Annotated in this window: 12 protein-coding genes and 2 pseudogenes; 1 reads left to right on the top strand and 13 read right to left on the bottom strand. The window is 41.7% G+C overall.

Annotated elements, in window-relative coordinates; all coding sequences use genetic code 11:
* Positions 1–121: 121 nt before the first annotated feature.
* From hemH to H538_RS23305, 8 genes and pseudogenes are all read right to left on the bottom strand, one after another.
* A complete protein-coding gene (gene hemH / locus H538_RS0107090) occupies positions 122–1,078 on the bottom strand; it encodes a ferrochelatase (RefSeq protein ID WP_026677016.1) in 957 nt (318 codons plus the stop codon).
* A 17-nt stretch (positions 1,079–1,095) separates the two neighbouring features.
* A complete protein-coding gene (gene hemA, locus H538_RS0107085; protein ID WP_026677015.1) occupies positions 1,096–2,442 on the bottom strand; it encodes a glutamyl-tRNA reductase in 1,347 nt (448 codons plus the stop codon).
* 74 nt (positions 2,443–2,516) lie between these two features.
* Positions 2,517–3,035: a thiol peroxidase gene (gene tpx, locus H538_RS0107080; RefSeq protein ID WP_026677014.1), complete on the bottom strand. Its 519-nt coding sequence runs from the start codon at positions 3,033–3,035 to the stop codon at positions 2,517–2,519.
* A 92-nt stretch (positions 3,036–3,127) separates the two neighbouring features.
* On the bottom strand, positions 3,128–3,487 hold the full coding sequence (uraH, locus tag H538_RS0107075; protein WP_026677013.1) for a hydroxyisourate hydrolase: 360 nt from the start codon (positions 3,485–3,487) through the stop codon (positions 3,128–3,130).
* Positions 3,484–4,950 (bottom strand): annotated as a pseudogene (pucL, locus tag H538_RS0107070) (factor-independent urate hydroxylase). Before pucL ends, uraH begins: the two are co-directional and overlap by 4 nt.
* Positions 4,951–5,183: 233 nt before the next feature.
* A pseudogene (locus H538_RS23310) lies at positions 5,184–6,510 on the bottom strand (purine/pyrimidine permease).
* A 3-nt stretch (positions 6,511–6,513) separates the two neighbouring features.
* The gene (locus H538_RS0107055; RefSeq protein WP_026677010.1) at positions 6,514–7,272 is read right to left on the bottom strand and encodes an ABC transporter permease; all 759 of its coding nucleotides are present in this window, start codon (positions 7,270–7,272) and stop codon (positions 6,514–6,516) included.
* Entirely contained in the window at positions 7,272–8,024 is a 753-nt protein-coding gene (locus H538_RS23305; protein WP_035350255.1) for an ABC transporter ATP-binding protein, read from the bottom strand. Before H538_RS23305 ends, H538_RS0107055 begins: the two co-directional genes overlap by 1 nt.
* 213 nt (positions 8,025–8,237) lie before the next feature.
* On the opposite strand from H538_RS23305, the gene H538_RS0107045 reads away from it, so the two are divergent.
* Positions 8,238–9,434: a PucR family transcriptional regulator gene (locus tag H538_RS0107045; RefSeq protein ID WP_026677009.1), complete on the top strand. Its 1,197-nt coding sequence runs from the start codon at positions 8,238–8,240 to the stop codon at positions 9,432–9,434.
* 40 nt (positions 9,435–9,474) lie between these two features.
* Here the strand turns inward: H538_RS0107045 and H538_RS0107040 are convergent, their stop codons facing one another.
* The 5 genes from H538_RS0107040 to H538_RS0107020 form a co-directional block, all read right to left on the bottom strand.
* Positions 9,475–10,809 carry a nucleobase:cation symporter-2 family protein gene (locus H538_RS0107040; RefSeq protein WP_281172176.1) on the bottom strand — a complete coding sequence of 445 codons (1,335 nt, stop codon included), beginning with the start codon at positions 10,807–10,809 and terminating at the stop codon, positions 9,475–9,477.
* Between the two features lie 129 nt (positions 10,810–10,938).
* Positions 10,939–12,186, bottom strand: a complete 1,248-nt coding sequence (locus H538_RS0107035) for a PucR family transcriptional regulator (RefSeq protein ID WP_026677007.1) — start codon at positions 12,184–12,186, stop codon at positions 10,939–10,941.
* Positions 12,187–12,286: 100 nt separating this feature from the next.
* Complete coding sequence (locus H538_RS0107030; protein WP_026677006.1) at positions 12,287–13,552, bottom strand: allantoate amidohydrolase; 1,266 nt, start codon at positions 13,550–13,552, stop codon at positions 12,287–12,289.
* Between the two features lie 227 nt (positions 13,553–13,779).
* Entirely contained in the window at positions 13,780–14,664 is an 885-nt protein-coding gene (locus tag H538_RS0107025; protein WP_245595196.1) for a sugar phosphate isomerase/epimerase family protein, read from the bottom strand.
* A gap of 153 nt (positions 14,665–14,817) precedes the next feature.
* Positions 14,818–16,551: a thiamine pyrophosphate-binding protein gene (locus H538_RS0107020; RefSeq protein ID WP_026677004.1), complete on the bottom strand. Its 1,734-nt coding sequence runs from the start codon at positions 16,549–16,551 to the stop codon at positions 14,818–14,820.
* Positions 16,552–16,554: the final 3 nt, after the last annotated feature.

The following is a 16,554-nucleotide window of genomic DNA, read 5'->3' as shown; positions in this document are numbered from 1 at the left end:
GTGAAAATGGCTTTTTTATTAAATTTATCACTTACAATGATAACACTTATCATAAAAAAATCAATACTAAATTATATTAATTTTAATTAAATAAAAATTGAAATAATAGTCTCTGGTTCTATCATGAATGGATCAAGATAACCTTTTCGTTTTCAAGTGTTCTCGCTTTTTTTGCAACAACGGACGCAAGTCCTTCAATAAAGATCGGATTCGTATTCGGCATCTTAGGCCGGTAATAGCGAACGCCTAATTCTTCTGTTACAGCTTTGCATTCAAAATCGTTGTCATATAAAACTTCAAGATGGTCAGCAACAAAGCCGACAGGACAATATATAAAAGAAGTGTATCCGTTTCGTTCATATAATTGGCGCGTAAGGTCTTGTACATCCGGACCAAGCCACGCTTCCCCTGTGTTACCCGCGCTCTGCCAGCCAACCGCATAATGTTTCACATTAGCTTTTTGTGCGATCATTTCAGCTGTTCGGATAAGCTGCTCCGGATACGGATCTTTATTTAAAATTATTTTTTCCGGAAGGCTATGTGCGGAAAAAATAACTACAACTTTCGACAAATCCTCAACCGATACCATCGTTTTTTTAATTTGTTTTGCCCAGAATGAAATAAACTTTGGCTCGTCATACCAGGAGTCAATCGGATAAATGATCGGACCGTTTATTTTTTCGGTGAAGATTTTCACCCGGTCATTGTAGGCCTTTAAGCTATAAATCGAGTAATGCGGCGCTAAAATAATGCTAATCGCTTCCTCTATTCCATCATCCTTCATCTGCTTGACTGCATCTTCAATAAATGGAGAAGCATGTTTAAAGCCGAGATACGAAACAAATTGTATGTCTTCAAACCATGAATTGAGTTTCAGCTCTAATTGTTTAGCCTGGCTTCTCGTAATTTTTGTTAATGGAGAAATGCCTCCTATCGCTTTATATCTTCTTTTTAAATCATCTAAAAGCTCTTCGGGCGGTTTTCTTCCATGCCGAATATGTGTGTAATAGGATTCTACTTCATCCATACTATTTGGTGTCCCATATGCCATGACAAGTAAGCCTAATTTTCTCTTCATAGACACCTCCCACCCGCTTACGAATAAACGGGGACTTTTTTCATCTTTGACTGCCTGCGGCTGGCCTCATACACATCTAAATAATTTTGCTTCGCCATTTCTTCTTCTAACGCAAACATTTTGATAAATAGGTTAAGAACCTCATCGCGATTACGATCACCAACCATTTCTTTCATTTTAATAACGGGGTGGTGCAGCATCTGATTCACAATCATTTTTGAATATTTGCGAATGATTTTTAGCTCTCTTTCCGTCAAATCAGGTAGTTTATTTTCAATATGGCGAACGGCCTCTTCCTGGATAAGAAAGGACTTTTCACGCAATGCGGAAATGACCGGAATGACCCCTAACGTGTTTAGCCACGATTGGAAAGCGTCAAGTTCGCGAGAGACCATTTCTTCGATTTTTTCCGCTTCTTGAGCGCGTGCCTGGAGATTTGTTTCAACAATGTCAACTAAATCGTCAATATCATAAAGGAATACATGGTCTAACTCATTAATGGCAGGATCGAGGTTTCTCGGAACGGCGATATCAATCATGAATAAAGGGCGATGATTTCTTTTCCTGGAAAGATGCTCAATCTCCTGTTTTGTTACAACATAACCTTCTTTTCCAATAGAGCTGATGATAATATCCGCCTCCATTAACGATTGTGAAAGTTGATCCATTGTCAACGCTTCGCCGTTAAATTTTTCGGCAATTGCTTTTGCCCGTTCAAATGTTCGATTAACGACGATAATTTTGTCGGCTCCATTTGTATAAAGATGCTTCGCCGTCAGTTCCCCCATTTCACCGGCACCAAGAATAACAACCGTCTTTTTTCGAAAAGCGCCAAAAATTTTCTTCCCTAGTTCAATAGCCGCATAACTGACGGAAACCGCATGTTTCCCAATTGCTGTTTCAGAATGGGCACGTTTTGCCAGAGTAATGGCTTGTTTAAACAGCCTGTTAAAAAGAGTGCCGGTCGATTTAAGATGTTGGGCTTGTAAAAAGGATTTTTTCACCTGTCCTAATATTTGTGTTTCTCCAAGAACCATTGAGTCAAGCCCACAGGCTACCCGCAACAAATGGCGAGCAGCTTCAAAATCTTCCTTAATATATAGACACACCTGAAAATCGGATAAATCGATTTCGAACCACTCTGAAAGGAACCCTTTAATATAGTGCCTTCCTGTATGAAGTTGATCGACAACGGCGTAAATTTCCGTTCGATTACATGTGCCAATAATGACGCTTTCTTGCACACTCTTTGTCCGCTTCAATCGTTCAATGGCTTTCGCTTTCGATTCATCCGTAAACGTAAAGCGCTCCCTAATTTCAACAGAGGCTGTATTATAATTTAAGCCAATTACTAAGATGTGCACATTTACCACCCCATTATTTCATATTCATCACCTGCTTATGTTTAAAGTAGCAGTCATTAAGATTGAAAATAAAACTAGCGTGCAGCTTTTGCCGCTTCTATTGCTGCTTCATAATTCGGATGTTGTGTTACTTCGGGAACGTATTCCGCATATGTTACGACATTATTTGAATCAACAACAAACAAAGCGCGGCATTCTAACCGATGTTCCTTCATATATGTTCCGTAAGCCTTTCCGAAAGACATATTGAAATGGTCGGAAAGCGTTTGTACGTTTTCGATACCGGCTGCACCGCACCATCTGCTTTGAGCAAATGGAAGGTCGGCGCTAATGGTCAAAACTACAATATTGTCCCCAAGCCGTGCTGCTTCTTCATTAAATCGTCTCGTTTGCTGGTCGCATACTGCAGTGTCTAACGACGGTACAACACTGATTAAACGTACTTTACCGTTTGTATCGCTAAGTGTTACCTTCGAACGGTCATTCGCCAAAACCTCAAAGTCAGGGGCATCATCACCTGCTTTAATTTCCGGTCCAATTAGCGTAACGGCGTTCCCCGCTAAAGTCGCAACACCTGTTCTTTCTTGCGTCATTAACGTCACCTCCTTATAATGGTTATATGGATTGGCAGTCCCGCCAATCTAGCTTTTATACTTTTGCTAAGAAAAACGCTTTAGCGTTTTTCTTAGCTCCCTCGATATGTGCTATAGCCGCCAGGGGCAACTAATAATGGAACGTGATAGTGAGCCTCTGGATCCGATATGCCAAAGCGGAGCGGAACTTTATTTAAAAATGGCGGATTAGACAGCTGAACGCCTTGCCTTTCAAAATAGTCCCCGACGTAAAATACAAGTTCATATTCACCGGTCTCTAGTTCATCACCGGAGAGCAATGGTGAATCGACCCGGCCGTCGCTATTCGTATGTGTTGTTCGGATTAATGTGCGAATATCCTTTTCTTTTAATTGCCAGAGTTCCACCTTCAGTTCTTTGGCAGGGATTCCATTCATTAAATCAAGAACATGAGTCGTTAAACGTCCGTTCATGCTTTTGTTGCATATGCAGCATTGCCAGCTGCTTTCCCTGATTTTTCAAGGTCCTCTTGAGTCACTACGAATCGTTGGAATCCATATGGCGGACGAGGCTCAGTGTATACTTGACCTTTGGATTCTGGAATTGAATCAACAACCGTTTCCCACGTACGGTTATTGGATTCAAATTCTACTTCTGCAAGCTGAGGGAACCGTTCGAGAACACGAAGTCCGATTTCCCAAATAAGGTGTTGAATGGAGCGGTTTTCAAGCTCATGGAATACCGATTGGGCGATATCGCGAACTTGTTCAGCCGCAACATAACGGGCAGGGTCGTTGCCCATTGCATCTTCTACATCGTTATATCTCCAGCTAATATTGAGATAGATGAATAGCGGACGGTCTTTTGCTTCAGGAAGTGTCGTATATTCGTCATGAATGTAGCCATAGAATGAGCTTCCGCTAACTTTAATAAGATGCAATTCAGAAACGCCGCTCGATTGTTTTACGATTTCCTTTCCTTTTTCCGTCCGGGCAACCTCTACAGTCGTCGTTGCAAACTCGTTTCGTGAAGAACGGTAAACAAGGTCGCTGTTAGCCAGCGCAGATCCATTTGGCACTTTGACACTGTCGAATGGAATTTCATCAGCTGAGATTTCAACAGCATCAAGGTGAGCGTAAGTATCTAGAAAGCGCTCACAAACGAAAGTGAGAAAACCTTCTAACGTTGCTCCTTCATATTGGGCTGCATGGCGAAGCATGAAGTTTTTCATTGAATCCGTTGCGATAACGAGGCTGTTGTCACCTTCAGTAAATGAAGTTAAGAAAGCCTGACCTTTAAGAGAAATTTTCGCATTCATTCCGAAAATCACGTTTTCTTTTTCAGAAAAATCAGATTCGGGAATTTGCTTTACTCCTTGCAGTGGCTTTGCATACGTACGGAAAACAAAAACATCACCTTTACCGTAATACATTGTTCTATCTTTAGCGCTCATCATCATTTCCTCCTATTCGATTATTAAATCTTCTAAGCGAAAGCGTGCAATTTTATAAATTTGCTGCAGGGCTTCCTCAAGCTCTTTCTCGGGTGATAATTGAAGTCGTTCCCTCATGGCCGCTCGAATGGTATCCTTGTTTTGCCCCTTCACTGCCATAATAAATGGAAACTGAAATTTGTCGAAGTAAGCTTGATTTAATTGTTGAAAATCTTCAAACTCCTCTTTTGAAAGTTGGTTTAAGCCTGCGCCGGACTGCTCCTCTACCGAAGCTTCAGCCATTCTTTGACGTGTGGCCAGGACAGGGTGGGCACGAACTAAAGCAAGCTTTTCTTCTGTTGTGCTTTCATTCACGATGTGTTTCATCACTTGATGAAGATCGGAAATGGAAGCAAACGGTTTCTTGCTCCATGTTCGTTCTGCAACCCACGGTGAATGTTCAAAGATCCAGCCGAGTGTCTCCGTAAAAGAATTTTTGTCCATCTGATTAATCGTTTCAATCTTTAGCTTTGTTGAAATCAATCGAATCCTTCCTTCCTTTCATTACTCACCTTCAATGTTCTAGACGATCAACCCCTTCCTAGAGGATGAAGATTGATTTAATTCTAATTCGAAATGCGAAATCGGTCATTAGACATCCGGGCCAATTCTGAAAGGAGCTCATTGTGCAGTTTGACTAATCTGAAAATTCGACATTTTTCACAGAAACGTATGGCTTATCTCACATGAAAGGTGTTCCGTTCGATCGTTTCAGCTATTTTTCTATCTTTTTTCCTCCAAACTTTTTCAAGGAGAATAACGATGATTGTTCCCACAAGCAGACCATTTCCAAAAACATATTGAACCACTGAAGGCATCCCCTGAAAAATCGAAGCTGGCAAAAACATCGCTCCAACTCCAAATAGAAGGGTTATTCCTAAAATTGTCAAACGGCGTTCGTCAAGTGTTTCTTTTGCGATGGACTGAAAAGCGACACCGACTGATTGGACAAATGTCGCTAGCATTGCCGCATTCGCGACAGCCGAAGGGAGCAATGATAGAAAATCGATCAGTGCCGGAATAAGAGAAATCACTGCTAAAAGAAGCGAGGCGATTAACAACGGGCGCATTTTGCTTTCTCCAGTCATCCGAACAAAACCAACTGAACTGTTTAATGGCACAATGCCAACAATCGAAAACAGTGAACAAACAATTTGTGATACTCCCCCAATAATCCCGCCACGGCTAAAGGCGTTTTGCCCGAACTCCTGGTTGGAAGTTGCATGGGCCATCGCAGATATATTCGCAACAAGATTCGAAACCATCATAAAGGCAAGAAGAATCGAAGATATTGTCATCCCCGCGTCAAAATAAGGCGTTCCCCAGGCAAAGACATGAGGTATGCTGATCAAAGCATGAGGAAGCGTGGGCATTATTCCTTTGCCAGCGAGATAAAAAACGATCCAGCCAATCGTAATCCCAATCAACAAGGCATAATTTCGCATCCAGCCACGACCCCATATCGATAAACCAATAATGAGAAGAAATACGATAAATGAAATGAAGAATGAGCTTTGATCAAGAGACGCCACTCACATTCATCATCCCTTTAATAAATACGCCGCTCAGCTGCAAAGACAGCAAAAGGAGAAAACAGCCTGTCACTAAAGGGGTAAAAAAAGAAAGAATATGTTTAATAACCCCGGCTATTCCTAAAACAATGAGCAACAATCCGGCGACAAACATTCCTCCCTCTAAAACCATTAACGTATCATCTAAACGCAGCCCTTTCTGGACAGCCATATCCGCCATAATAACGAAGACGCCGAGCCATGTGCCCGCCGGACCATCAATGATCGGCATGCGATGGCCAAAATACCCTTGCAAAAATGTAGAAATGCCTACGACAAAAAAAGTTCGTTGCATCAAGCTTGTAATATCATTCATTGGTAAATGAAAGATTTTTCCCACAACAATAGGAATCGCCACACCATTTGCCAATAAAAAAATAAGCCATTGAAAAACCTTTAATCCATCTCTTCCATAATTTTTAATGTTTTGCATTGACTACAACTCCCGCTTTTCTTTTAACATAGAATTCTTTGTAAACCAAAGTTGATAGGTTAATAAACTAAGAAGCATGCTCGTGATAGCTGGCGATGTTGCAAATAAAAACATGATTAATATTTGATAACGAACCGCTTCGAGCGGATTGGCACCGGCCACAATCATTCCCGTCATCACACCGGGAAGCATCACCAAGCCGACCGTTTTCATATTATCGATATTTGGTATCATACTCGCTTTTACCGCTCTAGCAATTACGTCCTGGATAGATTGCCTATTTGTCGCGCCTAACGATAATAACGTTTCAATTTCAGCTCTAGAAGCCTCTACTTCCCGTTTCATCTGGGCAAGAAACAAACTGCTTGCGATCATCGAATTGCCCGCAACCATGCCGCACATTGGAATGATCGATTGAGAAGCTGGCTCAATGATTTTAAACCCGAGCAACAAGGAAATAGTAACCAGTTCTGTAAACGCAATCGTAATTGCCGCTCTCCACCAGATGCCTTTTAATCCCTTTCCTCTTTGCGCCACATTCCAGGAGGCGACACTTACCATCATCATAACCATTAATAGAATGAGGAAAGGTTGTTCGGCGCGGAAAATATATTGCAGTACATAACCAATTAAAAACAATTGAACAGCCGATCTTGCCGTATTGACAGCTAGATCTTTTTCCAGGCCCAACTTTTGCCAAAAGGAGACTGCTATTGTTATAACAATGAAAACGAGTGTCGAAAACAGGGCTAAATTTGACATTAGACGAACACCCCTTCATTACCGTTTTTTTGGCTTGTCCGGCAACTAATAAATGACTTTGCTTCTTCTGTTTTCGGATGATGAAAAAAAGAGGGTGTGCATATATTTTCAAGCAGTCTCCCGTTCGCGAAAAACCAGACCCGATGCCCGATGTCTTTTGCCTGTTCGAGATCATGTGTCACCCAGATGACCGTTCCTCCTTCTTCTTGATGAAATCGTTTTATAAAGTTCTTGACCATCTGGCAAGAATTAATATCTAAAGAAGACGTTACTTCATCAACTAATAGAATCTCCGGTCGCATTAAAATGGTTCGTACTAACGCCACTCGTTGTTTTTCGCCTCCTGATAAAGCAAATGCAGGTTTATTCCAATCAAGATAAGAAAGTCCGACAAGCTCCAATAAATGTTTCACTTCATTGGGATCAAATGAAAGATGATGAAGGCGGCTGACAATACGGAGATTATCCTCAACTGTTCCAGGAAGCATGACCGGCAGTTGAGCACAATAAGCTACATGTCTCCTCCATTCGGCCGCCAGCCACTCCTTCGCTTGTTTTCCTCGATAATAGATTTGCCCTCTATCAGGATGGTCAAGCAATCCAAGAATGCGCAAAAAGGTGCTCTTTCCTGCACCTGAACCTCCTAAAATATGAATAATAGAAGGCTCTTCAACCGATACCGTGACATCTGAAATAATCGATTCATTTGCTGATGCACATTTTGAAAGCCGTTCTACATGAAGAATCTTCACTTTAGTATCCTCCTCTTACATAAAAGATTCTTTTAATCTTGCCTTTTTTACCGTAAAATAAAGGCAGCAAATTATTTATTTTCAGACTATAGCAATTTGATCTATCGGTCATTGTGCCTACCGACTAATTGTGTAAATGTTCCGTTGTGCACTTAGCCTAATTCTTATCTGAATAATCACCCGCTAATGTGTTCGAAAGGATTGTGATCTTGATTGAAAATAACTTTAGCCGAAGCGCTTGAAATTACGACGTTAAACCAATGCAATGTCGTTGCCGGAAAACAAAGTCTTGATCGGCCCATCCATTCTGTTAATAGCTTTGATGCTCCCGATGTACTCCCATGGCTAAAATCCGGAGAGCTAGTATTAACAACCGGGTATGTGTTCAAAAGTGACGAAATCGCCCAGGTAGAGTTAATCCACGAATTGGCAAAACGTCGGTGCGCAGGCCTTGGCATCCAAATGAAACATTTTATGCATGGATTGCCGGCCGCAATGTTGAAGGCTGCAGATGATTCGAACTTACCATTATTCGAAATTCCAAACCATCTCTCGATTTCCGATTTAATGCTATCGCTTTTACGAGAACTGCTCTCATATGAGAACAAGCAAAATGAACAAGAAAGGAAAAAAGTGTTTTTTTCCCGATTGCTTCAAGGACATTTACATGGAAAGGATGCCATTTTTGCAGAGGGGCGGGAATTTGGGCTTTTGCAAGGAGCCGGATATATTTGTTTGTCTATTTTAGAAAAATCATTAACTGGCGCAAGTAGCTTTAAAAACACTCCCGAAAGGCTTTCGCAAATTATTAGTACTACTACGAATATCAGCTTTTTATCCGCTAATCTTGAAGATACGGTGATCATCTTACAATCGGTAGATAAGGAAGAAATAAGCCGGTTGCATTCTGCCGCTTTTGAATTGGCCAACCATCTTGCGAATGAATTCCCGGGTGTCACAATCGGGATCGGAACATGCATAAATGACGTTCTCGAAATTAGCAAAAGCTACAAGCAGGCGAAACAAGCAATTACTCTTGGCACCCGTATTAAATCATTATCGAAGCAAAGTATTTATGATTATACCGATCTACAATCATATGACATTCTTCAACATGTTCCGGATAACTTTTTATCAGATTATATGTCTGAAGTGCTTGATCCTTTGCTTCAATATGATCGTGAAAACCAGGCGGATTTGCTCGAAACTCTGGAAGTTTACTTATCGTGCTGTGGGCGGTCGCTTGAAGCCGCACGGAATTTAGGTGTACACCGTAATACGATCAACTTTCGGATCACAAAGATAAAAGAGTTGTTAGGCGCTAACCTTGATGAAGGAGAAACGGTTTTCAGACTACAAATGGCTCTACGGATTTTACATTTATTACAACCAACAATTTACCCGATTTGAAACGGCAATAAAGGGTCCGGAATATCCGGACCCTTTATGGTTATACAGTTTGTTCAAGCGTATGGTTAGTTTGATCCATTTCTGGACGTTCTTCAGAGGCTGCCTTATTTACACCATTTAAAACGATGTTTAAAATAAAGGCCGCGAACGTACCGATAATAACTCCATTTTTAACTAACATCCCAACGGTTTTTGGCAATTCATCAAATGCATGTTCAACCGCATGTGTGCCGATTGCAAGACCAACGCCTACTGCTACAATCATTTGATTGGATGGCTTTGTAAAATCTACTTTAGCCATCATCCGCAATGCAGTAGAAATAAGCATCCCAAACATTGGAACCATTGCCCCGCCAAGTACCGCTTTCGGAATGATCACAGCTATTGCTGCAACTTTCGGAAACAACCGTAATACGATTAGTATAATACCGGCATTCATGATGACAAATCGATTGGTTATTCCAGTGATTGCAACAAGCCCGACGTTTTGCGCAAATGTCGAATGGTTAAAATTGTTAAAAACGCCACTAATCACTGCACCGATCCCTTCAGCCCTTAAACCTTTTTTAATATCATGGTCAGTTAATTTCCGATTCGACACTTCCCCAAGCGCAAAGAATGATCCCGTACTTTCAACCATGATGATGATCGCAACGATCGTCATTGTAATAATGGATGACCATTGGAAAGTCGGCATCCCGAAAAAGAAAGGTTGAACCATGTGAAACCATGACGCTTCTTTTACTTGAGTAAAGTCAACGACACCGAAAAAAGCTGCTACAACCGTTCCGACAATCATCGAAACCAATATAGAAATCGCTTTCAAATAACCTCTGGCGAGCGTATTTAAAATGATAAAGAAAACTAATGTAAACAAAGCCAAAGATAAATTGGTGATCGAGCCGAAGTCTTTCGAACCCGCTCCACCGGCAGCATTATTAATCGCAACAGGCATTAAGGATACTCCGATAATGAGAACGACGGATGCCGTGATGACAGGCGGAAAATATTTTAAAATTTTACTAAAGAATTGGGCCGCAATTGTAACGACAATACCAGAAACAAGGACTGCACCAATAACCCCCTGGATGCTGTAAATCGACCCGATCGCAATAACTGGCTGAACGACAACAAATGATACGCCCATGAGAGCTGGCAGCTTAATTCCAATATGTTTGCCCCCGGCAACTTGAAGTAAAGATGCTACCCCGCACGTAAACAAATCAAACGAGATAAGATAAACTAATTGCTGCTGGCTTAAGCCGATCGCAGAAGCGACGATTAATGGTACAGCAACCGCTCCGCCGTACATGACGCATACATGCTGAAACCCGAGCAAAAACATTTTCCATGCACTGATTTTTTCACTTTTCAAGGGAACCCCTCCTTGATTCATCATAAAGTTTTTTTTCAAAATCTCACATTATGATTCATCTTGCTCTAGTTGCAGTTTTCTAGCACGTATTTACTTGCAGCTAATTCTTTAGCCGTACCCCCTGTTACGTCACCCCCTTTGCGATCCTTGTCCAATCAAACTTAACCCTGGGTCCGTCTTTCTTGTTAATAAACCTAGTAATCTCGCTGCGCAAAGTCCGAGTTGAAGACGAAACGCAACCTCTCCATCATTCAAGTCCATCCCTAAGAGCTCTTCAATTCGGCTAATACGGAATTTGACGGTATTCCTGTGTACATAAAGAATACGTGCGGCTTCCCCGAGCTTTGCGCCACAATTTAAGTAAACTTCTAATGTATTGAGAAGATCCGAATTGTTTTGTTCGTCATATTTCACAAGAGTTCCCATCGTTGCAGTAAAATAACGTTTCAGAACGTGATCCGGTAAATGTTGCAGCAAGGCTTCGGGTTCGAGGGCCGTATATTCATAAATTGCGCATGTTCCCGAAGTCACCCGATGGCCTAAATAAATTGCCTCCTTCGCTTCCTGAAAACTTGAGTGAATTTCCCCGGCTATTGTCTTTTTTGTGCCAATTCCAACGGCGATCATCTCTTTTGAAACATGCTCAGTTAAATTACTTAAAATCCGTTCAGCTGCTTTTCTCGCAACCCTCTCAAACGGCTCTTTTAATCTACGGGCCTGTATAATAGCAACAAAATCCTCAAATTGGACACCAAGTAGATTTACGTTTACTGTCGCAGATACCCGATTAATCACCTGCTGAAAGGTTGTTACACTTATTAAAGGAGAATTATCTTGCTCTTTAATCGAAAAATATAAAACACCATACTCACATCCAGGCAATAAACCATATTCCTGACCCTGTGACAGGATCGAATCGCTTGTAGGAAATTCTCCCCCAAAAAGGGTTGAAAAGAAATGTTTTTTTCTAGTTTCTTCATTATAAAGACTTTCCCTGGCCAAAATTTCACGCGTCAATGCGATGAGCATATCTGATAGAACCAATTCATATGGAATTTCTAAAACCGGCAAGCCTAAACGATTTGCTTCCTGAAGCATAGGTTCGGGAATAGATGGAAGAAAACGTTTCACTTTAATGGCTAAACCTGCACACTCTCGCTCAGCTAAATCTTTAATTAACTTTATCTGGGCCTCTTGATCATCCTTAAAGACATAACCGGTAGTTAATAATAAATCTCCTCTCTTTAACCAGGACGTATCCGGACAATCCATGATGCTGACAGAACGGATACTGCGATTGAGTCCGCGGCTTCCTGCCACAACTTTGCATTGTTTGAGTGATTGAATCTTTAAAGCTTTTTCTACGGTGAATTTCATGGTAAGACCTCCCAAAAATTCTCTATCCCGAATCTTTCATGCTCAAGAATAAAAATCCCTAATAATCAGTCAATTATAAGCGGAACTTTTCCTTTTTTCCTTAAACCTCGGTTTTAGCCGCTACCTTACTATGGATGACTTGAAGAACAGTATCCAACAGAACTCTTGCGCCGATTTCCATATCTTCTAGGCTAGCATGTTCATCTGGATGATGACTAATCCCGTCCCGACAACGGACAAAAATCATGCCAACTTTCGTTAAATCAGCCATTGCCATCGCATCATGGCCCGCTCCACTAATAAGACGGACTGGATCCATCCCATTTTCACGAATCGATGATTCAATAATCGGGATGAGTTCTTCAGAACAAAGGACCGGACTGACTTCCATAACTTTTTCAAAATGAATTTTAAGCCCGCGGTGGCTTGCAATTTCTTCGCCACTTTGAAAAATGGCCTCAAGCACCTTCCTTTTACGTCTTTCATCCGTATCGCGAATGTCAATCGTTCCGGCAACTTCTCCCGCTATAACATTGCTACTTCCAGGTTTCACAGATAATTTTCCTACGGTCGCTACAATCGGAGCATTTTCTTTAGCTAAACGTTCAATTTCCAATACCAATTCAGCGCTACCCGCTAAAGCATCTTTACGTAGTGTATGAGGGACTGTGCCAGCGTGGCCAGCAAAACCTTCGATAGTAAATGAATATCTAGATGCACCCGCAATGCCTGTTACGACTCCACATGGAATTTCTTCTGCTTGCAGCACAGGCCCCTGCTCAATATGAAGTTCAATGTAAGCGAGCACTTCTTCAGGAACTCTTGCTGCTTCTTTATAGTTTAGTGGATCCAACCCGAGTTCTTTAATGGCATTGGCGAGTGTTATGCCTTCATCGTCCTTTACCTCTAACTCTTCTCGTTTTAGCGTTCCGGCGATCGCTTTACTGCCGAGAAAAGTAGAATGGAACCTCACTCCCTCTTCATCGCAAAATGCAATGACTTCAATCGGATTTTCAAGGATGATTCCTGTTTCAAATAGAACGGCCACTATTTCAATTCCCGTCACAATGCCGAGCATTCCATCGAACTTTCCGCCTTCAATAACCGTATCTAAATGTGAGCCAATCATTAAAACAGGAGCATTCGGATTGCTGCCCTCATACCGGCCAATAAGATTATTAAGGCTGTCTTTTCGCACCGTCATCCCGGCTTCAAGCATCCATTGTTCAACCATATTTTGCGCACATTGAAATTCTTTCGTAAATGATAATCTTGTGACTCCGATCGCAGGCTCGGAACAACGCGACAATTGATCGATTCTTTCCGCTATTCTCGCGCCATTTACTTTTTCTGTTAGTTTCTTCACGTTCTTCTTCCCCCTTCAATCTAGTAGCGAAAATAGTTTTAACTAAAAACTATTTTTCAAATAAGAATAAAACGTTTTCAATTAAAATGGTAATTCGAACAGTACTATGTATAGAGAATGACACCTAGCATGAATATTTCTAATTTAACAAAAATGGTTAAAAGATAAAAGAATTTTATCGATTGATTCCTTGCCCACAAAAGTGGACAAGGAACTTTTACTAGAATTTAAAGTTGGGGAGTTGCGATCTTAACGCGATTCCATGCTTCAATAAGTGTACGTTTTGATTGGGCAATAACGACATCAGAGCATTCATTGCCAACAGGCTTGACTTCAAATGCGACAACATTTTGAATGCCTTCACCGATATAGCCGATGTCAAGTAACACTCTTAAGTATTCGGCCAATTCTTCAACATCGTTTTCGCTTCCAGGATAGCCAAATCTTGGATGCTGGTCGCCGTAAGCGGGATCTTTCGGATCTTTAATGTAGCAGTTTCCAATGTGGGCATGATTAATGTAGTCTCGTGCTACCGTTAAGGCGTCTTTTGATGTTTCTCTTTGCATTGGCAGGTGGCTTAAATCAAGCATTAATCCGAATGTTGGATCGACTTTTCGCACTTCCTTTGCAACTTCAACCGCTAATCGATTAGAACCGATCAAACATTTTTTATCCGTTTCGTCATCAAATGTTTCTAATGAGAGGACGAGATCTCCTTTACTTTTCGCATATTGACATAGCTCTTTAATAGAGTCCGCCAGAAGCTGGAGGGCCTGGTCCTCATCTTTTTCCGGTTTTGGCCCGCTTAAAAAGCCCAGTTTACCGGCATTCACTTCATACGCCTGATCGATCGCGCCTTTTACGAGGTTGATCGCAGCCTGGCGTTCTTCGGGATTAAATGAGTTTAAATTCCCTTTATTGCCGAGCAAAATCGGTTGGGCTCCAAAGCCGACCGTCATCCGGCCAGATTCTACTATGTTTTTAACTTCCTGGCGTTCTTTTGGATCATTTACTCTCGTAATTTCGATCGCAGAAAAGAAGTCATCCGTTACGATTTTCTTTACCGACTCGGCGATTGCGCCTTCGCCTGAACTTGCCGCTGGATAAGCCATAAAATGTACAATTCCTACTTGCATATACTTATGAAGATCTGTCATAGTTTTCCGGATAAATCCGGTTCGCCTCCTTTTCATCGTTCAGAATGTCCATTTAATGTTGAAGAGGGGGCAGGCATGACGCGGTTCGCCATGACCTGCTTTACTTGATTAGTTTTGGGAATAATCGAATCCTGTTAATGTACCGTTGTTAGAGAATCCACAAACGGCAGCCGGATCGACAACAACTTCAATTAAATACGGTTTGCCGCTGTCAACAGCACGTTTTAACGCCGGCTTAATTTGGTTGTAATGGGTTACAAGCTCCCCGCGCACACCCATTCCTTCAGCCGTTTTGACAAAGTCAATGCCGCGTTCTTCATTGTCACAAAGTTCGTTTTTATAAATAAGGTCTGTATCAATGGCGCGCTCGCCATAGAACCAGTTTTGCTGCTGGCGAATCAAGCCTAAGAGTGAGTTATTCATACAGAACACGATGATCGGGATATTGTGCTTTGCAGCAGTCGCAAGATCTTGCAACGACATTCCTAACGAACCATCACCGAGAATGTTGACACATTGGCGCTCAGGGAAGGCTAGCTTCGACGCCATTGCTGCACCTAATCCCCATCCCATCGTTCCAGCACCGCCGGTAATTAAGAATGTTCGAGGTTCATACGTTTCAAATAATTGGTTTGACCAGATTTGACTAATTCCACAATCATGTGTTACAATAGCATCTCTATCTAAAAATTCTCTCAATTCTTTTAAGGCACGTTGCGGTTTGATTGGCAGATCTTCGAAATCTGTTTTCCGCGCGTGCTTCTTTCTTTCTTCTGTAAGGTCAATTTTTGCCGTGGCTTCCGCTGTAGCCGCCACATCAGCTCCAAGCTTTTTATAGCTTTCTGTTAATTTCACCATAAATGTCTTAACATCAGATACGACACCAAGTTCTGTCGGTACGACTTTGCCGATTTCTTTGTTATCGATATTTACGTGAATGATTTTTGCGTCACGTTTAAAGATTTTCACATCGCCGGTACTTCTGTCTGCGAAACGTCCGCCAAGGTTAATGATTAAGTCAGACTCCAGGATCGTTTTGTTTCCATATGGTGTATCAAGCATTGTTCCCATACGTCCGGCAAAAAGCGGATGGTCGTTAGGGAATGTATCGATCCCCATGCAAGTAGTTACAACAGGAATTTGCAAGGTTTCAGCCAATTCTTTCAATTCTTTTGTAGAATTTGAAAGAATTACACCACCACCGGAGACGAGAACCGGTTTTTTTGAATCTTTTAAAAACTCGAGCGCTTTTTCGATATCTTCATCTGTTGCTTGAGGCAATTGTTCTGGCTCGCTAGACGCAATCAATTCATCTAAATCTACCTCAATTTCGACTTTTTGCTGGTCTAAAGGAAGATCGATTAAAACTGGACCTTTTCTTCCTTTCGTTGCTGTTTCCCATGCTTCATGGATAAGTTCAGCAGCTTTTGCTCCATCAGTTAGCTGGTAGGCGGCTTTCGTTACCGGTTTTGCCATTTCAACGATAGGAGCTTCCTGGAATTGCATCGTTCCAATAAGCGTTGATTTTTGTTGGCCGGTTAAAGCGATCATCGGTACGGAATCCATCCATGCACCGTAAAGCCCAGTCAAGAAGTTCGTTCCCCCAGGACCAGAAGTCGCCGCACATACCCCAACTTCCCCGGTTGCCCTGGAATAACCATCTGCCATAAATGCACCGGTTTGTTCATGGCGAACGACATACGATTGAATCTTGCTTTTTTCACGGATTGCATCATAAACAGGTAAAATTGCGGCTCCCGGCACTCCGTAAATTTGTTTAACCCCTCTTTTTTCAAGATAGAACACAATTGCTTCTGCTGCGGTCATCTTTTGTTTTGCCACTCT

The sequence above is a fragment of the Fictibacillus gelatini DSM 15865 genome, from assembly GCF_000430745.1.
Lineage (GTDB): Bacteria > Bacillota > Bacilli > Bacillales > Fictibacillaceae > Fictibacillus_A > Fictibacillus_A gelatini.
The sequence above is the reverse complement of the archived record's forward strand: the minus strand, read 5'-3'. Positions and strand labels throughout refer to the sequence as shown.